The organism is Bradyrhizobium jicamae (assembly GCF_018130695.1).
Lineage (GTDB): Bacteria > Pseudomonadota > Alphaproteobacteria > Rhizobiales > Xanthobacteraceae > Bradyrhizobium > Bradyrhizobium jicamae_B.
Genome location: NZ_JAFCJX010000014.1, coordinates 37,137 through 60,513 on the forward strand (window position 1 = coordinate 37,137; position 23,377 = coordinate 60,513).

At 65.8% G+C, this 23,377-nt stretch carries 23 protein-coding genes; 14 read left to right on the plus strand and 9 right to left on the minus strand.

All coding sequences use genetic code 11. The features are described 5' to 3' along the window. Positions 1–66: 66 nt before the first annotated feature. The 9 genes from JQ604_RS21075 to JQ604_RS21115 all read left to right on the plus strand — a co-directional run bounded on the left by JQ604_RS21075 (position 67) and on the right by JQ604_RS21115 (position 8,840). Entirely contained in the window at positions 67–879 is an 813-nt protein-coding gene (locus JQ604_RS21075) for a DUF2147 domain-containing protein (RefSeq protein WP_212360920.1), read from the plus strand. Between the two features lie 151 nt (positions 880–1,030). Continuing rightward, entirely contained in the window at positions 1,031–1,627 is a 597-nt protein-coding gene (locus tag JQ604_RS21080; RefSeq protein ID WP_212360923.1) for a hypothetical protein, read from the plus strand. Next, positions 1,624–2,136 (plus strand): hypothetical protein, encoded by a 513-nt coding sequence (locus tag JQ604_RS21085; protein WP_212360927.1) that lies wholly within the window; start codon positions 1,624–1,626, stop codon positions 2,134–2,136. Before JQ604_RS21080 ends, JQ604_RS21085 begins: the two co-directional genes overlap by 4 nt. 121 nt (positions 2,137–2,257) lie before the next feature. Next, positions 2,258–2,593: a hypothetical protein gene (locus JQ604_RS21090; protein ID WP_212360932.1), complete on the plus strand. Its 336-nt coding sequence runs from the start codon at positions 2,258–2,260 to the stop codon at positions 2,591–2,593. 352 nt (positions 2,594–2,945) lie between these two features. After that, positions 2,946–4,136 carry an extensin-like domain-containing protein gene (locus JQ604_RS21095; RefSeq protein ID WP_212360936.1) on the plus strand — a complete coding sequence of 397 codons (1,191 nt, stop codon included), beginning with the start codon at positions 2,946–2,948 and terminating at the stop codon, positions 4,134–4,136. Between the two features lie 230 nt (positions 4,137–4,366). Beyond that, positions 4,367–4,744, plus strand: a complete 378-nt coding sequence (locus JQ604_RS21100) for a response regulator (protein WP_212360939.1) — start codon at positions 4,367–4,369, stop codon at positions 4,742–4,744. Between the two features lie 71 nt (positions 4,745–4,815). Then, entirely contained in the window at positions 4,816–5,520 is a 705-nt protein-coding gene (locus tag JQ604_RS21105) for an SDR family oxidoreductase (RefSeq protein WP_212360944.1), read from the plus strand. Between the two features lie 259 nt (positions 5,521–5,779). Next, positions 5,780–8,452 carry a flavin-containing monooxygenase gene (locus tag JQ604_RS21110; protein ID WP_212360945.1) on the plus strand — a complete coding sequence of 891 codons (2,673 nt, stop codon included), beginning with the start codon at positions 5,780–5,782 and terminating at the stop codon, positions 8,450–8,452. A 124-nt stretch (positions 8,453–8,576) separates the two neighbouring features. Further along, on the plus strand, positions 8,577–8,840 hold the full coding sequence (locus tag JQ604_RS21115) for a DUF3551 domain-containing protein (RefSeq protein ID WP_212360948.1): 264 nt from the start codon (positions 8,577–8,579) through the stop codon (positions 8,838–8,840). A 105-nt stretch (positions 8,841–8,945) separates the two neighbouring features. On the opposite strand, the gene JQ604_RS21120 is transcribed toward JQ604_RS21115, so the two are convergent. The 7 genes from JQ604_RS21120 to JQ604_RS21150 all read right to left on the minus strand — a co-directional run bounded on the left by JQ604_RS21120 (position 8,946) and on the right by JQ604_RS21150 (position 13,870). Further along, on the minus strand, positions 8,946–9,788 hold the full coding sequence (locus JQ604_RS21120) for a GNAT family N-acetyltransferase (RefSeq protein WP_212360952.1): 843 nt from the start codon (positions 9,786–9,788) through the stop codon (positions 8,946–8,948). A 63-nt stretch (positions 9,789–9,851) separates the two neighbouring features. Further along, positions 9,852–10,949: a helix-turn-helix transcriptional regulator gene (locus tag JQ604_RS21125; RefSeq protein WP_212360956.1), complete on the minus strand. Its 1,098-nt coding sequence runs from the start codon at positions 10,947–10,949 to the stop codon at positions 9,852–9,854. Positions 10,950–11,047: 98 nt separating this feature from the next. After that, on the minus strand, positions 11,048–11,728 hold the full coding sequence (locus tag JQ604_RS21130; protein ID WP_212360960.1) for an aquaporin: 681 nt from the start codon (positions 11,726–11,728) through the stop codon (positions 11,048–11,050). Next, positions 11,728–12,144, minus strand: coding sequence for an arsenate reductase (glutaredoxin) (arsC, locus tag JQ604_RS21135; protein WP_212360964.1), 417 nt, complete (start codon positions 12,142–12,144; stop codon positions 11,728–11,730). The genes JQ604_RS21130 and arsC overlap by 1 nt, the downstream gene beginning before the upstream one ends. A 12-nt stretch (positions 12,145–12,156) precedes the next feature. Next, complete coding sequence (locus tag JQ604_RS21140) at positions 12,157–12,645, minus strand: ArsI/CadI family heavy metal resistance metalloenzyme (protein WP_212360968.1); 489 nt, start codon at positions 12,643–12,645, stop codon at positions 12,157–12,159. Positions 12,646–12,656: 11 nt separating this feature from the next. Then, the gene (locus JQ604_RS21145) at positions 12,657–13,001 is read right to left on the minus strand and encodes an ArsR/SmtB family transcription factor (protein ID WP_212360972.1); all 345 of its coding nucleotides are present in this window, start codon (positions 12,999–13,001) and stop codon (positions 12,657–12,659) included. A gap of 227 nt (positions 13,002–13,228) precedes the next feature. Next, positions 13,229–13,870 carry a TetR/AcrR family transcriptional regulator gene (locus JQ604_RS21150; RefSeq protein WP_212360976.1) on the minus strand — a complete coding sequence of 214 codons (642 nt, stop codon included), beginning with the start codon at positions 13,868–13,870 and terminating at the stop codon, positions 13,229–13,231. A gap of 186 nt (positions 13,871–14,056) precedes the next feature. Here JQ604_RS21150 and JQ604_RS21155 point away from each other — a divergent pair, with 186 nt between their 5' ends. From JQ604_RS21155 to JQ604_RS21170, 4 genes are all read left to right on the plus strand, one after another. Beyond that, on the plus strand, positions 14,057–15,358 hold the full coding sequence (locus tag JQ604_RS21155) for an HlyD family secretion protein (protein WP_212360979.1): 1,302 nt from the start codon (positions 14,057–14,059) through the stop codon (positions 15,356–15,358). A gap of 255 nt (positions 15,359–15,613) precedes the next feature. Continuing rightward, positions 15,614–17,206: a DHA2 family efflux MFS transporter permease subunit gene (locus JQ604_RS21160; RefSeq protein ID WP_212360983.1), complete on the plus strand. Its 1,593-nt coding sequence runs from the start codon at positions 15,614–15,616 to the stop codon at positions 17,204–17,206. A gap of 345 nt (positions 17,207–17,551) precedes the next feature. Next, positions 17,552–19,354 carry an ABC transporter ATP-binding protein gene (locus JQ604_RS21165; protein WP_212360986.1) on the plus strand — a complete coding sequence of 601 codons (1,803 nt, stop codon included), beginning with the start codon at positions 17,552–17,554 and terminating at the stop codon, positions 19,352–19,354. A 63-nt stretch (positions 19,355–19,417) separates the two neighbouring features. Next, positions 19,418–20,815: an MATE family efflux transporter gene (locus JQ604_RS21170; protein WP_212360989.1), complete on the plus strand. Its 1,398-nt coding sequence runs from the start codon at positions 19,418–19,420 to the stop codon at positions 20,813–20,815. On the opposite strand, the gene JQ604_RS21175 is transcribed toward JQ604_RS21170, so the two are convergent. Together JQ604_RS21175 and JQ604_RS21180 are read right to left on the minus strand one after the other, a co-directional pair. Beyond that, positions 20,754–21,671, minus strand: coding sequence for a DMT family transporter (locus tag JQ604_RS21175; RefSeq protein ID WP_212360992.1), 918 nt, complete (start codon positions 21,669–21,671; stop codon positions 20,754–20,756). The genes JQ604_RS21170 and JQ604_RS21175 overlap by 62 nt on opposite strands. A gap of 75 nt (positions 21,672–21,746) precedes the next feature. After that, positions 21,747–22,490 (minus strand): sulfite exporter TauE/SafE family protein, encoded by a 744-nt coding sequence (locus JQ604_RS21180; RefSeq protein WP_212360995.1) that lies wholly within the window; start codon positions 22,488–22,490, stop codon positions 21,747–21,749. A 102-nt stretch (positions 22,491–22,592) separates the two neighbouring features. Here JQ604_RS21180 and JQ604_RS21185 point away from each other — a divergent pair, with 102 nt between their 5' ends. Next, the gene (locus JQ604_RS21185; RefSeq protein WP_212360998.1) at positions 22,593–23,309 is read left to right on the plus strand and encodes an alpha/beta fold hydrolase; all 717 of its coding nucleotides are present in this window, start codon (positions 22,593–22,595) and stop codon (positions 23,307–23,309) included. Positions 23,310–23,377 lie beyond the last annotated feature (68 nt).

Consider the following 23,377-nt stretch of genomic DNA (forward strand, 5'->3'; position numbering starts at 1 on the left):
GGTGACGCGCATCACATCGGCGCGAGCGCGCGCGCATTAGTCTCCCTGCGATCCCGGGAGGCCTCGATGAACCGCTACACTGCTCTGGTCGCGCTGCTGCTGGTCGGCGCGCCCGCTTATGCCGGCAACGGCATCTCGTTCTCGGTCGGCGGGCATCGCATTCACGTCGATTCGCTGCGCTGCCGCTCGAGTTCCTGCGTGTCCGTCTCCGACACCTCGCGGCGGGATGACGACGATGCTTCGCGTTCGCTGAGGACCGCGGCACCCGTGCCCGCGGCAACGGCATCCACGCCGGTTGCTATCGCTCCACCGCCTGTTGCGGCGTTGCCGCCGGCGCCGGTCTATCAGCCCATCGCTGTCGCGCCGCAGGTCGTGGCTGCACCACCTGCACCGCCACCTCCGCCTCCGACGCGCGTGCTCGCCGCACCACCTCCGCCGCCGGATGTCACACCCATCGAGCCCGTTCGTCCTGCACCTCCCGCCGCGCCACCCGTCTCGCGCGTCACGCAGGAGATCGAGGAGGCGCCGGCCGACGGCCCGATCGGCGACTGGCAGAGCGGACCAAAGGGATTTGTCCGCATCGCCGCATGCGGCCGCGCGCTGTGCGGCTATCGGCTCGATGCGGAGTCGAATGCGACGGGCGAGGCGGTGCTGATCAACATGAAGCCGAAGCGTGATGCGCAGTGGAGCGGCGGCGTCTACAGCCACGACAGCGGCGATACGTATTATGGCACGATGGAGATCAAGGGCACCGAGCGGCTGCGCGTCGAAGCCTGCGCGCTCGGCCGCTTCTATTGCACCGGCACCGACTGGACGCGCGTTGCGCGCAAACCGCAGCGGGTGATCACGCAGCGGCAGTCGATGGAACCGCGATCGTAGCCTCGCGACAATTTCCGGATGAATTGCGCACAGCTGGTAACTGGCTGGTTACGACGAAATCCACACGTCATCCCCAAGCGAGGTTCCTGCGGTCTTGTTAAGGTCTGGCCGTGATAACGCAACGGGAGATTGTGCTCCCTCGGGTGTGGTCATGAGCAATTTGCGGTTCGGTCTGCTCGCTTTCGGTCTTTTCGCGCTGATCTTCGTCGGCGGCTCATGGGCCAGAAAGGGCTTTCCGGTGATGACCGTCGGCGTCGTGCCGCTGAAGCCCGATTCCCGCATCCCGACGTTCGAAGAAACGACCAAGCAGGCCATGCGCCGCGACTGGGTCAACTCCAAGACCAATCAAAGCGACGGCAACGCGGCACGCGACAAGGTCCGCAGGGAGCTGCTGCAGGCGTCGACCGCCTACAGTATGTCGCCCTGCGACGATACGATCAGGAAGAACCTGATCGAGGCGCTGACGAACTACACTCAGGCGTGGCACGACATCGCGTATTGCAGGCCCGGGGTCGACGGCTGTCCGACCCGCGACGACCTGAGAATGGACGCCGGTGCCGCAGCGTTCACGACGCCAGCCGACGTCAATGTGCGTAAGGCCGCCCGCGCAGCAATGGATCAGGGCGGGATCTCACTCGACGATTTTCCGCGAGCGCTCCGCAACTTCGTCTTCGTGTGGACCGATGGCCCGCCCAGCGAACCCAAGGAGGCCTGCCTGATCGCGCGCCAGACCGCGAGCCGGCGATGAAGCTGATCCTGTACGTGATCGGCGGCTGCTTCCTCGCCAACATCGTCGCGGCCACCTTCATCTGGCCTCCATCACCCGATGCGTCGGGCCCGACCGCGCCGGTCGTCAACTCGGCGACCCGGCAAGGCCAGGACCCATGGATGGTCAACGAGCGCTACAACGCGCCGGCCCGTGACATGCTGCGCAAGGGCACGCTGGAGACGCTCGACGAGCCATGGTCAAATTACTGCACGGCCGAAGGGCATGAGATGCTGATCCGCACCGTCAGCAATTACTATTATCAGCGTGACGCGCAGGTCAGCTCCTACAAGCAGGCCTATGGCGAAGACGCCAGGCGCTATGCGATCAAGGCCTGGACCACCACCGACGACAATCGCATCGTGCGTCTGATGAGCGAGACCTACGGCCGCGGCTATTTTGCCCTCGACGAATTGCAATCCGATGCCCGCAGGGAGTTGGCCGTGGTGGTGAAAGGCGTGCGCGTCGCCGCGAGGCCTTGCGCGAGCTGACGGAGGACAGCGCGAACCCTGGCGGTTCGCGCAAACTGTCCAATTTGTAATCGAGCCCGATCGAACCGTGCTCGCCTTCGCTTGCGACCGACAGAGGTCCACGCAAGCGAAGGAGGCAAACATGAAGCGCTTGAGTCTGGTCGCATTGCTGCTGCTCGGCAGCGCGTTTGCGGCCCATGCCGACAACGACATCTACGACAACACGCTGAAGCAGAAGCGCGGCGACGACGCGCTGCATGCCGACGGCGCGGTCTGCGACATGCAGTTCGGCGCGCCGCAGAACGGCGAGCCGACGTCGCGCCAGTACAAGGATTGCATGCGCGCCCGCGGCTGGCGCTTCCGCCGCACCGTCCGCGTCAAGCGCGACGGCTATCCCGACCCCGACAATCCCGGCATGTGGTGCCACGACTTCAAGCTCGGCGGCATCACCGGCTCGAGCTGCTCGAATTTCGAGTGATGGTCGGACAGCAAAGCGCCCGGCGGGGCTGCCACCGGGCGCTTGCTATCCTGATCTGAACGGGAAGCTAGATGACGCCGAGGACGATGGCGCCGACAAAGGCCAGGGCAACGTACGCGGCTACAACGCTCAGTCTGCTCATGAGAGGAGACGCGAAGTCCATTGAGAAGCTCCCTTGGTTCACAACGGTGCCCGCATTAACGCCGAACCTAGCAGAACGTTCCCCGCCTAAAAAGCCAGTGTTCCTGTCCGTCTCGCATCTCGACGCCTCTCCGGGTTCCGCCGCATGGTTAAAGAGATGTGAAATCAATGCGTTGACAAGTCTTTAAATAAATTCGCCGAACCTGCGCGGATGGCGCGTGGAGTTCGTTTGTATCTCGTCGGCTCCTTCGTCCTTGTTTCGCTGGCTGGTTGTGGGCGCGGACTGTTTCAGTCTGCCGAGCGCGAGCCGTGGCGGGCCGAGGCCGAAGTCGCTTGTCTGAAATCCGGTGCGGTGAAGGAGGGGCCGGACCTGGTCCGGATCGACCCCATCACCGGCCCCGGCGCCTGTGGGGCTGAATTCCCGCTCAAGGTCGCAGCCCTCGGTGAGGGCAATTCGGCGTTCGGCTTTGCCGACGACTTGCGTCCGCCGGCTGCGATCGGCAACCAGCCGAATTGGCCGATCAACCGGCAGCCGAGCCGGCCGCAGCCTTATTCCAACTCCGCGCAGCAGCCGAGCTATGGCGCGCCGTCGAGCGGACCGGTCTCGCTGACCGCCCCCGGCGTCGCGCCGCAGGACGATGAGATCGACCTGCCGGCCGAAGGCGCGCCCGAGCCGCAGGGCCGTCCTTACTATCCGGGCCTGCCGTCGAGCCAGCCGCGCGAGCGCGCTGCGGCGCCTTACTCGCCGGCGCCCTACGCCCAGCCGCAGGGCGCGCCGCCACGACTCGGGCCCTCCAGCGGCTCGCCGGTGGCGGCGGTCGGTCCCGTCGCGGTGAAGCCGACGGCGACGCTGGCATGCCCGATCGTCTCCGCGCTCGACCGCTGGCTCGGTGAATCCGTGCAGCCGGCAGCGCAGCGCTGGTTCGGCACCCGCGTCGCCGAGATCAAGCAGATCTCGGCCTATTCCTGCCGCGGCATGAACGGCAATCCGCATGCCCATATCTCCGAGCATGCCTTCGGCAATGCGCTGGACATCGCCGCCTTCACGCTGGCCGACGGCCGCCGCATCTCGGTCAAGGACGGCTGGAAGGGCCTGCCCGAGGAGCAGGGCTTTCTGCGCGATATCCAGGCTGCGGCCTGCCAGCAGTTCAACACCGTGCTGGCACCGGGCTCCAACGTCTACCACTACGACCACATCCATGTGGACCTGATGCGCCGCGCCAGTCGCCGCTCGATCTGCCAGCCGGCCGCCGTCTCCGGCGAGGAGGTCGCCGCCCGCGCTGCCGGCCGCAACCCCTATGCGGGCTCCCGCGAGCCCTATGTGACGGGCTCGCTTGGTGGTCGGAAGCCCGTAAATCCCCGGTACAAGGCCAAGGACGACGACGAGTTCGAGGACGAATAGGAGAGCGTTTTCAAGCGAAGCGGGCACTGGTTCGCGTGAAGAAAACGCGTCAAAACAAGAATCCGCCCTCCGTACAAACCCGCATTAGCGCAAAGTGGGGGCTGGTTTTTCCGCGGCTTTGTGCTTGATCAGGCCGCGGCCCGCTTTTTGCCTGAGGTCGTACCACTTGCGCCATTATTTCTTGCCCATTTTGTCTGAGATATTCGAGTCGCGTGTTTGAGGGGGAAGCTTTGCAGGATCGGCCGATCATTCTCGTCATCGAAGACGACCGGCAACTCCAGTCGATCGTGGAGGACGCGCTGACGGATGGCGGCTATGAGCCCGCGATCGCCGGCTCCGGCGAGGAGGCGCTGACGCTGCTCAAGGCGTTCACCACCAAATATCGCGCATTGGTTGTCGACATCCGCCTGCTCGGCCGGCTCGACGGCTGGCGGGTGGCGCGCGGCGCCCGCGAGATCGATGCGTCCTTTCCGGTGATCTACATCACCGGCGGCGGCGGCGACGAATGGCCGACCAAGGGCGTGCCCGGCAGCATCCTGCTGCAAAAGCCGTTCTCGCCGGACGAGCTGGTTGCGGCGGTGACCAGGGCGGTCGCGGCCAAAGCCTGACTGCCGTAAAGGCTTGACGGCCGGCGTTGGGGTCGGTCAAACCCGCCGTCCTCACAACGGGATGTTTGATCATGGCAGCAGGCAAGGTTGCGCTCGTCACCGCGGGCGGCAGTGGCATGGGAGCGGCCGCAGCGCGGCGGCTCGCGGCGGATGGTTTCCACGTCGCGATCCTGTCGTCGTCGGGCAAGGGCGAGGCGCTGGCGAAAGAACTCGGCGGCATCGGCTTCACCGGATCGAACCGTTCCAACGATGATCTCAAGCGCGCGGTCGACGGCGTCATCGCGCAATGGGGGCGCATCGACGTGCTCGTCAACAGCGCCGGCCACGGGCCGCGCGCGCCGGTGCTGGAGCTGACGGACGAGCAGTGGCACACCGGGCTCGATGTTTATCTCTTGAATGTGATCCGCCCGACGCGGTTGGTCGCACCTGTCATGCAGGCGCAGAAGTCCGGCGCCGTGATCAACATCTCCACCGCCTGGGCGTTCGAGCCGAGCGCGCAGTTCCCGACGTCCGCGGTGTTTCGCGCCGGCCTCGCCGCGTTCACGAAATTGTTCACCGATGCCTACGCTGCGCACAACATGCGCATGAACAATGTGCTGCCGGGTTGGATCGACAGCCTGCCCGCCACCGAAGAGCGCCGCGCCAGCGTGCCGATGCAGCGTTATGGCAAGATGGAGGAGATCGCGGCAACGATCGCGTTCCTCGCGAGCGAGGGTGCCGCCTACATCACCGGCCAGAACATCCGCGTCGACGGCGGATTGATGCGGTCGATCTAGTTTGCCCTCATGGTGAGGAGCGCGGAACGCGCGTCTCGAACCATGAGGCCACACCTCGGGCCTGCATCCTTCGAGACGCCCGCTTTGCGGGCTCCTCAGGATGAGGGGCGGAATTCGTGATGCGATCCACTTGGATCCACTTGCGTCCACACGCTACGCACATCGTGCCAGAGCGACCTCCGATTGAATTTGTCCTGATGACAAACTTCGATCGCAGGACTAGCCTTCCGCAATAATCAAAACCCGCGGGAGGAATCGCATGGTGGACGCAGCAGTCGCAGCGCGCACGGCTTCGGACGCGAACAAGGATGCAACGCAACGAACCGTCGACGTTGCAGTGGTCGGCGCCGGTTTCGCTGGCCTCTATCTTCTGCACCGGCTGCGCAAGACCGGCTTCTCGGCCGTGGTGCTGGAGGAGGCCGGCGATGTCGGGGGCACCTGGTACTGGAACCGCTATCCCGGCGCGCGCTGCGACATCCAGACCATCGACTACAGCTACACATTCGATCCCGAGCTCGACAAGGCCTGGACCTGGTCCGAGAAGTACGCCACGCAACCGGAGATCCTGCGCTATCTCGGCTTCGTCGCCGATCGCTACGATCTGCGGCGCGACATCCGCTTCGGCACCAAGGTCAAGCAGGCGACATGGGATGACGCCCATGCGCACTGGAAGCTGTCGACCGATCACGGCGACATCTCCTGCCGCTACTACATCATGGCAACGGGCTGCCTCTCCGCGCCAAAACCGCCGGAGATCGACGGCGTCAAGGATTTCAAGGGCCCCGTTTACTTCACCGGACGCTGGCCGCATGAGGGCGTCGATCTCAAGGGCAAGCGCGTCGCCGTGATCGGCACGGGATCGTCGGGTATCCAGTCGATTCCTGTTATCGCCGAGCAGGCCGCGCATCTCACCGTGTTCCAGCGCACGCCGAACTTCGCGCTGCCCGCGGGCAACGGCCCGTCGCCGGAGGATCGCAGAACCTATTTCGAAACCGACCGCGCCGCCTATCGCGAGCAGGCGCGCTGGTCGATGGCGGGCGTGCCCTATCCGCAGCAGATGGAGGTGAGCTGGCAGCTCAGCGATGCCGAGCGCCGCGCGCGGTTCGAGAAGGCGTGGGCGGCCGGCGATCTCGTCCACATCCTGACCCAGCTCTGGGCCGACCAGGCCGTCGACGTCGACGGCAACAAGATCGTGGCGGATCTGATCCGCGAGAAGATCCACGAGGTGGTCAAGGATCCCGAGATCGCGGCGGCGCTGACACCGCACGATCATCCCTTCGGTGCCAAGCGGCCCTGCCTCGATACCAATTACTATGCGACCTATAATCGTCCGAACGTGACGCTGGTGAATCTGCGGCAGGAGCCGATCAAGGCGATCACCGCATCGGGCATCACCACCGACAAGCGCAGCATCGATGTCGACGCCATCGTGTTCGCGACCGGCTTCGATGCGATGACCGGCGCGATCATGGCGGTGCATCCGATCACCGGCCGCGCCGGCCGCTCGCTGTCGAAGGAGTGGGCGCACGGGCCGCAGAGCTATCTTGGCCTCACTGTCGCGGGCTTCCCGAACCTGTTCATGATCACCGGTCCCGGCAGCCCGTCGGTGCTGTCGAACATGGCCGTGTCGATCGAGCAGCATGTCGAGTGGGTGGTCGATCGCCTCGCGGCAACACGTGACGCCGGCTTCACCACCCTCGAAGCGACCGAGACGGCGCAAGCCGGCTGGGAGCGGCACATGGCCGACTGCGCCACGCTGACGCTGCATCGACTCGCCAACACCTGGTACACCGGCGCCAACGTGCCGGGCAAACCGCAGGGCGTGATGCCTTATACGGGCGGCGTCGGTCCGTATCGCAGCATCTGCAACGAGGTCGTCAGCCGCGGCATGCTCGGCTTCAAGCTGACCGGGCCTGATGTCGAAGCGCAATGCAATGACGGCGAGGTGGTGCGGCTGCAGCCCGACGTGCGCCTTGTGCTCAACATGCTCGGCGAGATGAACCTGCCGCCGATCGAGACCATGGGCGCGCAGGGCGCCCGCGACTTCCTCAACGCGTTCAACCAGGGCCGCCCCGCGGGACGCCCGGTCGGCGAAGTCGGTTCTGGTCTGTTGCAGGGCGCCGAGGGGCCGCTGCCCTACAAGCTCTATCGTCCGGCGACGCCGGGACCGCATCCGATCCTGGTTTATTTCCACGGCGGCGGCTGGGTGCTCGGTGACGAGCAATCGGACGATCCGTTCTGCCGCGACATCTGCCGGCGCACCGGCATGATCGTGGTCAGCGTCGGCTATCGCCACGCGCCGGAGCATCGCTTCCCGGCGGCGGCCGAAGACGGCTACGCCGCGATGAAATGGATCGCCGAGCATACCAACGAGCTCGGCGGCCGGCCCGGTCCGGTGCTGGTCGCGGGCTGGAGCGCCGGCGGCAACATCGCGGCCGTTACCTGCCAGCTCGCGCGCGATCGCGGCGGGCCGCAGATCGCGGGCCAGTTGCTGGTGTGCCCGGTCACCGACTGCAGCTTCGATCGTCAATCCTATGTCGACAACGCTGCCGGCTATTTCCTGACGCGCGGACTGATGTACTGGTTCTGGGACATCTACTGCTCGCCGGCCGACCGCACCGATCCCAGGGTGTCGCCGCTGCGCGGCAAGCTCGAGGGCTTGCCGCCGGCCTATATCGTCACCTGCGAGTTCGATCCGCTGCGCGACGAAGGCATTGCCTATGGCGAGGCGCTGGCGAAGGCCGGCGTGCCGGTCGAGCAGTTGAAGGCGTCCGGCCAGTTCCACTCGTCCTTCACCATGGTCGACGTCATCATCACCGGCGTTGCCGGCCGCGTGAAGATGGCGCAGGCGCTGCGTCGCTTCGCCGGGCTGCCCGAGGAGATCGCGCAAAACGACCGCGACGCGCCGCGGGTCAACGCGGCGGCGTCGTAGCGCGTCATTGAGCGGCTATCTCACAAACGCGTCATGCCCGGCCTTGCGCCGGGCATGCGATTGACGTGAGGCGTCTTCGACGGCAGAGATCGCACCGAACTGAGACAGTGCGGAGCGCGTCGGGATGCGGATGACATTGGCGGTGATGATCGGCGCGGGCGCGGCGCTTTTGGCTGCTCCCGCACAGGCCCAGACCTATGACCCGCGCTATCCCGTGTGCATGGACCTCGTCGTGATGGATGGCGGGCAGTACATCGATTGCAGCTTCACATCGAAGGCGCAGTGCGACGCGGCGGCCTCCGGGCGTCCCGCCAAGTGCTTCGCCAATCCCTATTTCGCGGCTGCGCCGAACGTTGCTCCAAGCGCGACCTCGCGTCCGCGGCAATAGAGACTTAAAGCATGATCCGGAAAAGTGTGCAGCGGTTTTCCGAAAAGATCATGCTCAAACAAGGAGCTAAAGCGCGATGACGATTCAACCTAATCTCATCGCGCTTTAGCCAAGCTCGAATGTCGTGACGCCGAATACGCGTCCGATCTGCAGGGCTGCGATTGCGCCGGTGTACATCCGCGCGGTCTCGAACACCGGCAACAGGCCAAGGTCCTGCGCCAGCGCCACCGCGTCGCGGTTGATCGCGGGGACGTCGAGAAAGATCTCGCCGCCGCCGCTCCTGGCCAGCAACGCCGACAACACTGCTTCGGCGCTCGCGCGATCATCCGCCACCAGCGGGCCGATCTTGCGGCCCTGGCGACAGGGCCGGATCACGCCCCAGGCTTTGAGCCGGCCGTCGCGCATCAGCGCGCAGCCGATGTGGCCGGGCGCATCGATCCAGGCGCGCAAGAAATGGGGCCGCGGCGCCGGAAACACCGTCGCATCGTCGGCTTCGATGGCCGCGAACGGCACGTCGCGGAGCGCGATGATGCCGGCCTTCGGCGCAGGCGGTGGGGTGACCGTGCCGCCGTAGCGGACATTGGCATAGGCGAGCTTGAACCCTGACTTCTGGTAATTCGCCTGCTGCGCCACCACGCCGTCGAGCCCGATCACGCGGCCGGCCGCATGTGCGATCGCCGCGCGCCAGATCTTCACGCCATAGCCGCGGCCGCGCAGATCGGCGCGCACGATGTAGAAGCCGAGGAAGGAAAAGCCCGAGCCGTAATTGACGGTCGAGATGGTCGCGACCGGTGCGCCATCCAGCTCGGCGATGAAGAAGCCGGCCGGGTCCTGCGCGGCAAAGCAGGCGGCATCGCCAAGCCCGGGATTCCAGCCCTCGGCCGCCGCCCAATCGACCGCGATCGCGATCTCCTGGGCCTGCATCGGGCGGATGATGAGATCGGTCATGGGCGTCACGCTGATTGCGATTTGCAGCGAGCGTAACGCGTCACGACGTCCGAGAGAAGACGCTCAGGCGATCTGCAGGACGAGGCCGACCAATTCAGGCTGCCGGTGGGTTCCAGTCTTGGCAAACACCGACTTCAGCTGGTTGCGCGCGGTGTCGCGCACGATCCCGAGCCGGTCGGCGGCATCGGTGATGGAGAGGCCGCCGGCGAGCAGCGCGACCAGGCGCGCCTCGGCCGGCGTCAGGCCGAACGCCTGCGCGATCAGGGCGGGCTCGGGCAGGGCGCGCGGCGTCAAATTCGACAGCACCAGCATCGCGCGGGCGCCGAGGAAGACGTTGCGCGCCGCACCGTCAATCGGCAGCACGCGCATCACGACCGGTCCCTTGGTGGCGCGGCGGATCAGGATCGGTTCGACCGGCAGCGCAGCATGTTCCGGCGCGTTGCGGATCCGGTCGATCACGGCATCGAACCGTGCCATCGCGGCCTTGTCGCGCAGCACGAGGCGGCGATCCCGGACGCGGATGTCCTCATCGAAGCCGGCATCGGCCGCGGTGTTGCGGTCGATGGCGAGCCCTGCGCGATCGAGCACGATCGCCGGCTGCTGCACGCGGTCGAGGATGCCGGTCATGGAGGTCAGCGCGACGCGGCCGACCACGGTCGACAGCGTCGCAGTCTCGGTCAGCCGCGGCGCGAGTTGCGCCAATAGCCGCGTCTCACGCGTCTCGAACAGGCCCTCTTGCCCGGTCCGCTGCAATGTCAGCACCCACGGCGCGGTGTCGGCCCAGAAGCCGATGCCCGCAAACCATTTGAAGCCGTAGCGATACAGCACCTCATTGTACATCGGGTCGGAGCGGAGCTCTTCCGGCGTCAGCAATTGCTGATCGGTGATGATCTCGCCCGACATCGCCCGCGGAACGCCGCGCGCGCGGGGGTCCTGCAAGTGCCAGTTCTGCGCGAAGTAGAGCTGCACAGCCTCGTCGATCGCGGCGGTGCGCGGCACGTCGGGCGTTCGCACGTCGGCCTGCAGCAGCACCGCGGCGGTAGCGCCGACCGCCTCGCAGATCGACGTCATGATGTCGGTCCACGCCGCCGGGTCGACCACGGCCTCACCCAGCCGCGTCATCACGTCAGACAATTGATCGACGTCGATGTCCCCACTCATTCCGGGAATTTTGTGCAATCCGTCCCGGCGCGACAAGTGGCAAGTCGCGGTTCCCCAGGGGACCTTAGTCGAATGGCAAGCAGCCGGCGCAACTGACCTTACCTCGGGGTCTGCACCGTGCCGGCCGGATTCCACATCCAGCCGGACAGCACGGTCGCGATGATCGCGCCGAGCAATTGAGCCGCGATGAATGCGGCCACGCCGCCGGGCGCAATGCCGGCGAAGGTGTCGGACAGCGACCGCGCGATCGTCACGGCGGGGTTGGCGAACGAGGTCGAGGCGGTGAACCAATAGGCTGACGTGATGTAGAGCCCGACGGCATATGGGGTCGCGGCCGCGTTACGTGCGATGCATCCGAAAATGGTCAGCAGCAGGCCCATCGTGGCGACGCATTCGGCGAGCCATTGACCGCTGCCGGTGCGCTGCGTCAGCGAGATCTGCCACGCCGGCAGCTCAAACATCAGATGCGCAAGCCAGACACCGGCGATACCGCCGACGATCTGCGTGACGATGTAGAGGCACGCCACGGACCATTGCTGTTCGCCGCCGTAGGCGAAGGCGAGCGTGACCGCCGGATTGAAATGTGCGCCGGAGACGGGCCCGAAGATCAGGATCAGCACGACGAGGATGGCACCGGTCGGGATCGTGTTGCAGAGCAGGGCAAGCGCGACGTTTCCGCCCGAGAGCTTTTGCGCCATGATGCCGGAGCCGACGACGGCGGTGAGCAGCAGGGCCGTGCCGAGCCACTCCGCGACGATCCGGCGCCCGAGCGACGGCATCAGGTCGACCGGGATGTTGCAGCGGAGACGCGTTCGCCATCTTCCTTGACGAAGTCGGCCTGCTGCGGCGGCAGCAACTCGACGACTTGCTCGGATGGCCGGCACAGCCGCACGCCGCGCGGCGTCACCACGATCGGGCGCTCGATCAGGATCGGATGCGCCATCATGGCGTCGAGCAGCTGGTCGTCGGTCAGGTCGGGATTGTCGAGCCGCAATTCCTGATACGGTGCGGCCTTCTGCCGGAGCAGGCCGCGTACCGAAATTCCCATCCGCGCGATCAATTGCTGCAGCAGGGCGCGTGACGGCGGTGTCTTCAGATACTCGACGACATGCGGCTCGATGCCGGCGTTGCGGATCATGCCGAGCGTGTTGCGCGAGGTGCCGCATTCCGGATTATGGTAGATGATGACGTCCATCGTCTTCTTCCGTCAGCAGCAGGCCGAGGTCTTGGATGCAGGCTTGGCGTCGGCCTTGTCAGCCTTGGGCGCGCAGCAGGCACTTTGCTTCTCATGCGCGACGCGCGCGCGGTTCTCGCCTGAGCCGTCGCCATAGGTCGTGCTTTCGCCCGTGGTGTGGAACGTCTCCCAGGCGATCCCGGCGGGATCGTCGATCCAGGATTTCTCCGACTTGGCATAGCAGCAGGCGGTCTCGCCCTGCTCGATGATCTCGCCGCCGGCCTCGCGCAGGCGCGCATAGACCTCGTGCAGCTCCTCGGTGTTCTCGACCTGGATGCCGAGATGATCGAGCCCGGGCTCGCGGCCGCGGGTCGAGATCGCGAAATTCACCCGCGGATCCTCCAGCATCCATTTCGCATAGTCGCTCTTCAGCACGCTTGGCTTCGCCGCGAACAGCGCCGAGTAGAAGCCGACCGATTTCGTGATGTCCTCGACCGAGACGTGAACATGGAGGCGCTTCATGGCGTGTCCTTTCAGGCTGGTACCTTGGCGCGCTTGCGCGCGGGCTTGCATATGGCCGCTGGCGTGCACGGCGTTCCGCCACAGCAATTCTCGGTCAGGAAGCTGAGCAGCGCATTCATGGTGTCGAACTGCGCCGCGTAGATCATCGAGCGCCCGTCGCGCCGGACAGTGACGAGACCGGCGGTCCGCAACCGGTCGAAATGGAAAGTCAATGTGTTGGGCGCGACGTCGAGTGCCTCCGCAATGGCGCCTGCGGGCATTCCGTTGGGGCCGGCCTGCACCAGCAGGCGGAACACATCGAGCCGATTGTCCTGAGCGAGCGCGGCCAGCGCCGCGATGGCGTCTGTCTTTTCCATATTTCAACGATTATTGAAATGTCGAAGGCGAGTCAAGCTAGCTATCGATAGCTCGGACAAATCATGTCGCGAGAACGCAGCTATCCTCACACCCAACTCTCATCGCCCGCGAAAGCGGGCGACCCAGTATTCCAGAGGCGCCAGTGATTGATCCGATAGGCCGCGGCATACTGGATCCCCCGCATGCGCGGGGGATGACAACTGGGTAAGTCGTCGATGTCGTGAACTCAGTCCGCCTGCTTCCGATACGCCGCGAAGAACACGCGCGTCGCGCTGTCGACCACCGCGGCGATCCGTTCGGGCGAGGGCGAGGGGGCGGCCTGGAAGATGAAGGCCTGGAACAGCGTCGCCTGGCACATCTGCATGAACTGCCAGGCAGCGAGCTGCGTGTCATCAATCACGAGTCCGTCCAGCTCGACGCGCGCGTCGAGATAGGCGGCGAAGCGGTCGACGGTGGCGACGATGACGTGCTGGTAGAAGCGGGTGCCGACATCCGGCATCCGCTCGGCGATCGCCATCACGGTGCGGATCGCCGAGCCTCCGCCGGGGCGGCAGAGCAGGGTGATGTAGGCCCGGCCGAATTCGGGGAGGGTGGTGTCGACATCGCGCCCCGGATCGAAATTGAAGGCGGTCTTGCCCTGCTCGATCTTCTCGGCCTCGACGATCGCCTCGAACAGCCGGCTCTTGTCGGCGAAATAGACGTAGAGCGTGCCCTTGGAGACCCCGGCCGAGCGGGCGATCTCGCCCATGCTGGCGCCGTCAAAACCCAGGTCCATGAAGACCTTACGGGCGCCGTCGAGGATCTGGCGGCGCTTCGAGGAGTCCTCGTCGCCGACGATATGGAGCGGGTTTTGCTGGATTGCAACCATTGGTTTAGGCTCTCGGGAAAGAAATCAACCCACAATAGGAAAGGGCAGGAATCGAACGGTTATAATCCATCCAATGGGAATATACGTTGACCGAACCGTTCGGTCAATGGTAGATATGTGGTACGATGCTCCTCGGAGGCCAATTCCGGCTGTCGGCGTGCATCGGGTTTTTGTGAGGAAGCCGTAATGGCCGCAGCGAGAGACCAGGCCGCGCGTATCGTTCGTTCCGAAGCGGACGACGGCGCGCAGGAAACGCCCGCCAACCTCGGCGAGCAGCTGCGGAGCCATGCGACCGAGGAGGCCAAGCGCCGCCCCGAAGACAAGCCGGCCGAGCAGCCAGCTGCACCCGCGGCACCTGCGGCTCCCGCAGCATCGGCGCCTGCGGCCGCCGCGCCAAAATCCGGCAAGCGCAAATTCATCATGATGGGCGTGCTCGGCCTGCTCGCGCTCGCCGCCGCCGGCTATGCGACCTACTACGTCATGATCGGGCGCTTCTACGTCTCGACCGACGACGCCTATGTCCGCGCCAACAACACCATGCTCGGCGCGCGCGTCTCCGGCCACATCGCCAAGATCTTGCCCGGCGACAATTCGCTGGTGCGTGCCGGCGACGTCGTCTTCAAGATCGATGACGGCGACTATCGCATCGCGGTCGAGGCCGCGCGCACCAAGATCGGCACCCAGCAGGCGACCATCGACCGCATCGGCCGCCAGGTGACGGCGCTGGAGAGCGCGGTCGAGCAGGCCAAGGCGCAGCTCGTCTCCGCCGAAGCCGGCCTGAAGCGCGCCGGTCTCGATTTCGACCGCCAGCAGGCGCTGAGCACCAAGGGCTTTGCCTCGCGCGCCACCTTCGAAGTGTCGGAAGCCAGCCGCGACCAGGGCGTCGCCGCGGTGAAGTCGGCGCAGGCGGCCTATGACGCCGCCAAGGACAATGTCGACGTCACCCGCGCGCAGCAGGCCGAGGCCCGCGCCGCGCTTGCGGAGCTGCAGACCTCGCTCGCCAAGGCCGAGCGCGACCTCGAATTCACCAGCGTGCGCGCGCCGGTCGACGGCACCTTCTCCAACCGCCTGGTCAATCTCGGCGATTTCATCGCGGTCGGCCAGCGGCTCGGCAATGTGGTGCCGCTCGATGACGTCTTCATCGACGCCAACTACAAGGAGACGCAGCTGAAGCGCATCCGCACCGGCCAGCCGGTGAAGATCATGGTCGACGCCTACGGCATGCGGAAATTCACCGGCATCGTCGACAGCATCTCGCCGGCCTCGGGCTCGGTGTTCACCCTGCTGCCGCCCGACAATGCGACCGGCAACTTCACCAAGATCGTGCAGCGCGTGCCGGTGCGGATCCGCGTGCCGCGCAGCGTCGCGAAGCAGGGCCTGCTGCGCGCGGGCATGTCGGTCTACACCACCGTCGACACCCGCGAGGGCGCCGCCGATGCCGACAACGACACCGACCTCGACTCGCCGCTGATGATCCATCCGCAGTAGGACCTGCTGCAATGATGTTCGGCACACCGCCAGCCCGCGCGACACTGCGCCCCCTCTCCCGCTTGCGGGGGAGGGTTGGGGTGGGGGTGTCTCCACAATCGATTCTCCCAATGCGGAGTGAGCCCCCACCCGCCGCGCTCTTCGAGCGCCATAGCCGAAGCTTCGCTTCGGCGTTCTTTAGAGACGGCCGCCAAAGGCGGCCTACGCTCCCCCGCACGCGGGAGAGGTGCAGCGAACTCGTGGCTCGATAATTCCATGGCTGACGCGACCACAGCTTCGCCCTCGACGATGAGCGCCGTGCCGCCGGCCTCCGAGCGCATCCAGCCGAGGCGGCTGTTTGCGTTCATCATCATGGTGTTCGGGATGTTCATGTCGATCCTGGACATCCAGATCGTCTCGGCATCGCTCTCCGACATCCAGGCCGGCTTGTCGGCGAGCTCATCCGAAATCTCCTGGGTACAGACCGCCTACCTGATCGCCGAGGTGATCGCGATCCCGCTCTCCGGCTTCCTGTCGCGCGCGCTCGGCACGCGGATGCTGTTCGCGATCTCCGCTTTCGGCTTCACCGTCTCGAGCCTGCTCTGCGGCTTCGCCACCTCGATCGAGCAGATGATCCTGTGGCGCGCGCTGCAGGGTTTCCTCGGCGCCGGCATGATTCCGACGGTGTTCGCGTCCGCCTATCTGATCTTCCCGCGCACCAAATTCCACATCGTCGCGCCGATCATCGGCCTCGTTGCTACACTCGCGCCGACTGTCGGCCCGACCGTCGGCGGCTACATCACCGACCTGATGTCGTGGCACTGGCTGTTCTTCATCAACATCGTACCCGGCATCGGCATCACCGTCGGCGTGCTGGCACTGGTCGATTTCGACCAGCCGAACCTCGCGCTGCTCGATCGCTTCGACTGGTGGGGCCTGTTGTTCATGGCCGGCTTCCTCGGCTCGCTCGAATATGTGCTCGAGGAGGGCCCGCAATATGAATGGCTGCAGGACACCTCGGTGGCGGTCTGCGCCGCGGTCTGCTTCGTCGCGGCGATCGCCTTCTTCTGGCGGGTGCTGACGGCGGAAGAGCCGATCGTCGATCTCTACGCCTTCTCCAACCGCAACTTCGCGGTCGGCTCCACGCTGCAGTTCTGCATCGGCATCGGGCTCTACGGCCTGACCTACATCTATCCGCGCTATCTCGCCGAGGTGCGCGGCTACAGCGCGCTGATGATCGGCGAAACCGTGTTCGTCTCCGGCGCGACCATGTTCCTGGTCGCGCCGCTGATCGGCCGCCTGATGCAGAAGGTCGATCTGCGCTACATGATTTGCTTCGGCCTCGTCGTGTTCGCGCTCGGCTCCTGGCAGATGACCTGGATCACCCGCGACTACGATTTCTACGAGCTGCTGGTGCCACAGATCCTGCGCGGCATCGGCATGATGTGCGCGATGGTGCCGACCAACAACATCGCGCTGGCGACGCTGGCGCCCGAGCGGGTGAAGAATGCCTCGGGCCTGTACAATCTGATGCGCAACCTCGGCGGCGCGGTCGGCCTCGCCGTGATCAACCAGGTGCTCAACGAGCGCACCGATCTGCACATCTCGCGGCTGCAGGACCGTGTCGGTTGGGGCAACACGACGGCGGTCGAGACGCTCAACAATTTCACCCAGCGCCTGCAGGGCATGGGCGACGCCACGCTGATGGCGATGAAGCAGCTGTCGCAGCTCGTGCACCGCCAGGCCGTGGTGATGGGCTATGGCGACGCCTTTTTCCTGCTGGCGCTGTTCTACCTCGCGCTGAGCGTGCTGATCCTGTTCGTCAACAAGCCGCCGTCGTTGCAGGGCGGTGGCGGCGACGCGCACTGAGTCATTGCGGCCACACTGCTGCGGTTTGATGCGCTGCGCGCAGCGCTCACGGGCTTGTCATCTTGCAATTTGCGCGTGATGGATTTATAAGCACGCGCATTGTTCAACTCGAACCCGGGAGATTTGCATGATTTCGATGCTTTCGCAGATCGCGCGCCCGCGTTCGATGTGGCTCGTTGCCGTCGCGCACTGAGCCTTAAGCTCTGATCGGGATTGATCCCCGATCACCCAAGCTTCCCAACACGTTACCGAATTTTTTCAACGACGCTTGCGGCGGGATTCCGTGCTCCGCTCGCGTCATTTCAGATGGAGCCGGCTGGCGCTTTCGCGTCGCCGGAACGCGCCATGACCGCACAAGCTCGTAACCGTCCCGCCGCGATCCGGATCGTGATCCCGTTCGTGGTTCGCCATTGGCTGGAGCAGCCCTGGCGGACCGCCGCCGTGATCGCAGGCTTCCTCGGCGCAACGCTTTCCGACCTGTTCATGCCAGTCTATTCCGGCCGGCTGATCGACGCGCTCACCTCGGGCGCCTCGGATGATGCTGCGCATCGCGCGGCGATCAGGGCGTTCGGCGCGATCGTCGCGCTCGGCGCGCTGTCGATCACGCTCCGCATGGGCGGGTTGCAGGCGCTGGTGCCGTTCACGCTGAGGACGATGTCCGACGTGGCGCGGAACGCGTTCGCGCGGGTGCAGCGCTTCTCGACCGACTGGCACGCCAATTCCTTTGCCGGCTCGACCGTGCGCAAGATCACGCGCGGCATGTGGGCGCTCGACCTGTTGAACGACACCGTCCTGATGGCGTTGTTGCCGTCGCTGGTGGTGCTGTTCGGCTCGATGATCCTGCTCGGCCTGCACTGGCCGGTGCTGGGTGTCGTGATCGCGATCGGCTCGGTGATCTATGTGGCGATGACGGTGCTGTTCTCGGTGCGCTACATCGCGCCGGCCGCGCGCGTCTCCAACGCATGGGACACCAAGGTCGGCGGCACGCTGGCGGATGCCATGACCTGCAACGCGGTCGTCAAGTCGTTCGGCGCGGAACTGCGCGAGGACTCGCGGCTCGATGGCGTCATCAGCCGCTGGGGCCGCCGCGTGCGGCGGACCTGGCTGCGTTACAATGCCACCGGGGCGGCGCAACTCGTCGTGCTGCTGTGCTTCCGCACCTCGGTGATCGGCGGTGCGATCCTGCTGTGGGCGGCCGGCCGCGCCACGCCGGGCGACGTCACCTATGTGCTGACCAGCTACTACGTGATCCACGCTTACTTGCGGGACGTCGGCATGCACATCAACAACCTGCAGCGTTCGGTGAACGACATGGAGGAGCTGGTTCAAATCCATGACGAGCCGCTCGGCATCGTTGATGCCGTCGATGCACGCGAGATCGTCATCGAGGGTGGCCGCATCGTGTTCGACGACGTCACGTTCCACTACGGCGGTCATCGTCGGCCGCTCTATGACGGGCTGTCGATCGAGATCCGCGCGGGCGAGCGGGTCGGCCTGGTCGGGCGCTCCGGCTCCGGCAAGACGACTTTCGTCAAGCTGGTGCAGCGGCTCTACGACGTCTCCGGCGGACAGATCCTGATCGACGGTCAGGATATCGCTCACGCGACGCAGCAATCGCTGCGCAGCCAGATCGCGATCGTGCAGCAGGACCCGATCCTGTTTCACCGCACGCTGGCGGAGAACATCGCCTATGGCCGGCCGGGCGCGAGCATGGCGGCGATCGAGCAGGCGGCGCGGCTTGCCAATGCGCACGACTTCATCATGCGGCTGCCGAAGGCTTACGGCACGCTGGTGGGCGAGCGCGGAGTCAAGCTGTCGGGCGGCGAGCGGCAGCGCGTGGCGCTGGCGCGCGCCTTCCTGGCGGATGCGCCGGTGCTGATCCTGGACGAGGCGACCTCGAGCCTCGATTCGGAATCGGAGGCGCTGATCCAGCAGGCGATGGAGCGGCTGATGAAGGGCCGGACCTCGATCGTGATCGCGCATCGTCTGTCGACGGTGCGCAGCATGGATCGGATCCTGGTGTTTGATCACGGCGAGATCGTCGAGCAGGGCACGCACGCGGCCCTGACCGCGCGGCCGGGCGGCATCTATCGCAGCCTGTTCGAGCGTCAGGTCACCGAGTTCGGGCAGAACGCGGCGGCCGGATAAACCGATGGCAAGTGGCTGGCGGGGCTTGTGTTCCGTCAGTCACGTCGCCGAGGATGGAATGAGATGAAAGACTTAACGCAAGGCTCGATCACGGGCCACATCCTGATCATGGCACCGCCGATCGTCGTCGGCATGGTGACGATCATGGTCTGCCAGCTGATCGACCTGTACTTCGTCGCCGATCTCGGCGAGGCGGCGGTTGCGGGCGTGGCTGCGGCCGGCAACGCCGGATTCCTGATCAATGGGCTGATGCAGGTGCTCGGCGTCGGCACGGTCGCGCTGGTCTCGCATGCCGTGGGCCGCAAGGACAAGCGCGACGCCAACCGGATCTTCAACCAGGGAATCGTGCTGGCGGTGCTGTGCGGGCTGCTGACGCTCGTCGCCGGTGCCGTGCTGTCGCGCCCCTACATGCGTGCGGTCGCGGCCGATCGCGCCACCATCGAGGCCGGCACGACGTATCTGCTGTGGTTCATGCCGGCGCTGGCGCTGCAATTCGCCGCGCAGGTGATGGGGGCCGCATTGCGGGCGACCGGCATCGTGCGGCCGGGCATGCTGGTGCAGGTGCTGGCGGTGTTCATCAACATTGCACTGGCGCCGGTGTTGATCGCGGGCTGGGGCACCGGATATGCGCTTGGTGTTGCCGGTGCAGGCCTGGCAAGCTCGATTGCCGTTGGCATCGGCGTGCTGATGCTGCTGGGGTATTTCCTCAAGGTAGAGCGCTATGTCAGCTTCGATCCCGCGCAATGGCGCCCGGAGCTGACGCAATGGCGACGCATCCTCAATGTCGGCCTGCCCGCCGGCGGCGAGTTTGCGATGATCTTCATCTTCATGGCGGTGGTCTATTATGTGCTGCGCGATTTCGGCGCCGCGGCGCAGGCCGGCTTCGGCATCGGCACGCGCGTGCTCGGGCTGATCCAGATGCCGGCGCTGGCGGTCGCGCTCGCGGCGGGGCCGATCGCCGGCCAGAACTTTGGCGCGGGCAATGCCGCACGCGTGCGCGAGACGTTTGTGAAGGCGGCGCTGATCGGCACGGCCGTGATGCTGGTGTTCATGGCGCTGGCGCAGTTCGCGCCCGGGCTCCTGCTGGGCGGCTTCTCCAACGATCGCGAGACCATGGCGGTGGCCGGCCAGTTTCTGCACTTCGTGTCGTTCAACCTCGTTGCGCAGGGATTTGTCTTCGTCTGCTCCAGCATGTTCCAGGGGCTCGGCAACACCAAGCCGGTGCTCTTGAGCTCGGCGTCGCGGGTGCTGACCTATTCGCTGCCGGCGGTCTGGCTGTCGACGCGGCCGGGCTTTGCGATCGAGCAGGTCTGGTACCTGTCGATCGCGACGACGACGCTGCAGGCGGCGCTGAGCGTGTGGCTGCTGCGGCGCGAGCTCAACAAGCGGCTCGCGCCGCTCACTCCGCCGCGAGCTGCGCCTCGCGAGGAGGCGGTGTCTTCTGCGCCCGCGTCCGCGTAGAGACGGCGACGGTCGCGACCACGGCGGCGGCGAAGGCCACCACCTGCCAGGTGATGGTCTCGCCGTTGAACAGGGCGGCCAGCGCAAAGGTGACGAAGGGCTGCAGCAGTTGCACCTGCGACACCCGCGCGATGCCGCCCATCGCCAGCCCCGCATTCCAGGCGAAGAAGCCGATCCACTGCGAGAACAGCGCGACATAGAGCAGGCCGAGCCACGGCTTCAGCGGGATGTGCGCGGGGGCGGCCGGCATCGTCAGCGCGGCCAGCGGCAGCGACAGGGGCAGGGCGAGCACCAGCACCCAGCTGATCACCTCCCAGCCCGGCATCGACGCGGTCAGCTTACCTGACAATGCGTAGCCGAGCGCTGCGACCGCGACGGCTGCGAACAGGAACAGGTCGCCGCTCGACAGCGTGCCGCCGCCTTGCCGCAGCGCGAACGCAACCACCAGCGCCGCGCCGGCGAGCGAGGCGATCCAGAACAGCGGCCGCGGCCGCTCATGGGTGATGGCGACTGCGACCAGCGCCGTGCCGATCGGCATGCCGCCGAACACCACGCCGCCATGCGAGGCATCGACGCGCTGCATGCCCATCGCCATCAGAATCGGAAACAGGAAGGCGACGCAGAGCATCGTCAGAAAAAGCTGAAGCCACAGCGCGCGGGGCGGTAGCTTGCGGCGCAGCACGACCAGCAGCACCAGCGAGCAGATGCCGGCAATCGCGGTGCGGATCGCGGTCAGTGCGAACGGATCGAAGTCCGCCACGGCAAGCCGCGTCGCCGGCAGCGTGCCGCCGAAGATCACCATGCCGATGAAGCCGAGCAGGAGACCGAGACGTTCGCGCGATGAGTGAACAGACATGATGTGAGTGGTTAGCGGTTTGGGCGGCGCAACAACAAGCAATCCGTTCGGTGCACATAGCCGCTATGCGTAGCCCTACCTCGGAGCAATTCCGCTCCACAACAATCCTAGTCCGGACAGCACGAGCAGCGCCAGCACGACGTCGGAGAAGTTGCGGTCGCTCATCGCGTGATAGACCCGGGAGCCGAGCCAGGCGCCGATCAGCGTGCCCGGAAAGGCGAACAGCACCAGCCAGACGATATCGAGCTTCACCAGCCCGCTTGCGACCTGCACGCACAGCGCGGTGAACAGGATCGTGAAATTGAAGGTCTGGAAAATGCCGCGCCGCTCCTCCTTGCCCCAGCCACGGATGCTGGCCCACAGGATCGGCAGCGGGCCGGAGAGGCCGGCGAGGCCGCCCAGAATGCCGCCGGCGAAGCCGATCGCCATGTCCGCCCATTTGCCGCCGATCCGGACCGCCATCGGCGCGCGCTGGAAATACAGCAGCACCGGGAACACCACCAGGAACACGCCGATGGTGCGCTTGAACACGACCGGATCGGCATGGGCGATCAGCATGATGCCGATGGGCACGCCGGCGAGGCCGCCGATGATGAAGGGCCAGACCAGGCGGAAATCGATCGTCTTCCAGATCGAGGGCAGGGTCGAAACCTGCGCGATCACCGAGCAGATCAGCACCAGCGGCACCGCGAGCGTCGGCGGCAGCACATACAACCAGATGCCGAGCGCCATCAGCGCGGTGCCGAATCCGGCCAGCCCCGACACGAAACCGCCGGCGAGCGCGCCGGCGAACAGGAGCGCGTAAGAGGCCGCGGTCATCGGTTCGTCTTCTTGGTCATTGCCGCGACGTTTACACGACGTGGCGAGCGGGTACACTCCGAAATCGCGGCCTTCAACGACAATCATGACGGAAACGCACCCATGCCCCAGAATGCCTCCAAAACCTTCCTGGTCTGTCACGGCGCCTGGTCGGCGGGCTGGGCGTGGAAGAAGATACATCCGCTGATGCAGGCCGCCGGCCACCGGCTGGTGACGCCGAGCTACACCGGCCTCGGCGAGCGCTCGCATCTCGCCCATCCCGCGATCGACCTGGAAGCGCATATCCAGGACATGCTCAACGTCATCAAATACGAGGATCTGCGCGACATCGTGCTGATCGGCCACAGCTACGGCGGCATGGTTGCGACCGGCGTCGCCGATCGTATCCGCGACCGCGTCACGCAGCTGATCTATCTCGACGCCTTCGTGCCGCGCGACGGCCAGTCGCTGTTCGATCTCAATGAGGTTGCGATCGCCAAGATGCGCGAGGCCGCGCACGATGCCGATGGTTGGCGCATCCCGCCGATGCCGACGCCGCCGGATACGTCGGCCGCCGATGTCGAATGGCTGATGGAGCGCCGCGTCAACATGCCGATCAAATGCTTCGAGCAGAAACTCAGGCTGCACAATGGCGAGCTGACCCTGCCGCGCAGCTACATCTACGCCACCCGCATCACGCCGGCCGACACCTTCGGCCAGTTCACCGCGCGAGCAAAGAGCGAAGCCGGCTGGCGCTATTTCGAGATCGACGCCAGCCACGCGCCGAACGTCACCGCGCCGGAGGCGCTGATGACGCTGCTGGAGAAGATTGTCGGTTGACCTTACAGTGCCACCGCAGAGGGGCTGCGCTCCCTCTCCCGCTTGCGGGGGAGGGTTGGGGTGGGGGC

Coding starts and splice junctions, on each gene's coding strand:
- arsC (WP_212360964.1), bottom strand. CDS start 12,144: ATGGACGTCATCATCTACCATAATCCGGAATGCGGCACCTCGCGCAAC.
- JQ604_RS21185 (WP_212360998.1), top strand. CDS start 22,593: ATGCCCCAGAATGCCTCCAAAACCTTCCTGGTCTGTCACGGCGCCTGG.
- JQ604_RS21150 (WP_212360976.1), bottom strand. CDS start 13,870: ATGGTTGCAATCCAGCAAAACCCGCTCCATATCGTCGGCGACGAGGAC.
- JQ604_RS21155 (WP_212360979.1), top strand. CDS start 14,057: ATGGCCGCAGCGAGAGACCAGGCCGCGCGTATCGTTCGTTCCGAAGCG.
- JQ604_RS21160 (WP_212360983.1), top strand. CDS start 15,614: ATGGCTGACGCGACCACAGCTTCGCCCTCGACGATGAGCGCCGTGCCG.
- JQ604_RS21075 (WP_212360920.1), top strand. CDS start 67: ATGAACCGCTACACTGCTCTGGTCGCGCTGCTGCTGGTCGGCGCGCCC.
- JQ604_RS21130 (WP_212360960.1), bottom strand. CDS start 11,728: ATGCCGTCGCTCGGGCGCCGGATCGTCGCGGAGTGGCTCGGCACGGCC.
- JQ604_RS21090 (WP_212360932.1), top strand. CDS start 2,258: ATGAAGCGCTTGAGTCTGGTCGCATTGCTGCTGCTCGGCAGCGCGTTT.
- JQ604_RS21115 (WP_212360948.1), top strand. CDS start 8,577: ATGCGGATGACATTGGCGGTGATGATCGGCGCGGGCGCGGCGCTTTTG.
- JQ604_RS21125 (WP_212360956.1), bottom strand. CDS start 10,949: ATGAGTGGGGACATCGACGTCGATCAATTGTCTGACGTGATGACGCGG.
- JQ604_RS21120 (WP_212360952.1), bottom strand. CDS start 9,788: ATGACCGATCTCATCATCCGCCCGATGCAGGCCCAGGAGATCGCGATC.
- JQ604_RS21180 (WP_212360995.1), bottom strand. CDS start 22,490: ATGACCGCGGCCTCTTACGCGCTCCTGTTCGCCGGCGCGCTCGCCGGC.
- JQ604_RS21170 (WP_212360989.1), top strand. CDS start 19,418: ATGAAAGACTTAACGCAAGGCTCGATCACGGGCCACATCCTGATCATG.
- JQ604_RS21085 (WP_212360927.1), top strand. CDS start 1,624: ATGAAGCTGATCCTGTACGTGATCGGCGGCTGCTTCCTCGCCAACATC.
- JQ604_RS21080 (WP_212360923.1), top strand. CDS start 1,031: ATGAGCAATTTGCGGTTCGGTCTGCTCGCTTTCGGTCTTTTCGCGCTG.
- JQ604_RS21145 (WP_212360972.1), bottom strand. CDS start 13,001: ATGGAAAAGACAGACGCCATCGCGGCGCTGGCCGCGCTCGCTCAGGAC.
- JQ604_RS21175 (WP_212360992.1), bottom strand. CDS start 21,671: ATGTCTGTTCACTCATCGCGCGAACGTCTCGGTCTCCTGCTCGGCTTC.
- JQ604_RS21140 (WP_212360968.1), bottom strand. CDS start 12,645: ATGAAGCGCCTCCATGTTCACGTCTCGGTCGAGGACATCACGAAATCG.
- JQ604_RS21110 (WP_212360945.1), top strand. CDS start 5,780: ATGGTGGACGCAGCAGTCGCAGCGCGCACGGCTTCGGACGCGAACAAG.
- JQ604_RS21095 (WP_212360936.1), top strand. CDS start 2,946: ATGGCGCGTGGAGTTCGTTTGTATCTCGTCGGCTCCTTCGTCCTTGTT.
- JQ604_RS21165 (WP_212360986.1), top strand. CDS start 17,552: ATGACCGCACAAGCTCGTAACCGTCCCGCCGCGATCCGGATCGTGATC.
- JQ604_RS21105 (WP_212360944.1), top strand. CDS start 4,816: ATGGCAGCAGGCAAGGTTGCGCTCGTCACCGCGGGCGGCAGTGGCATG.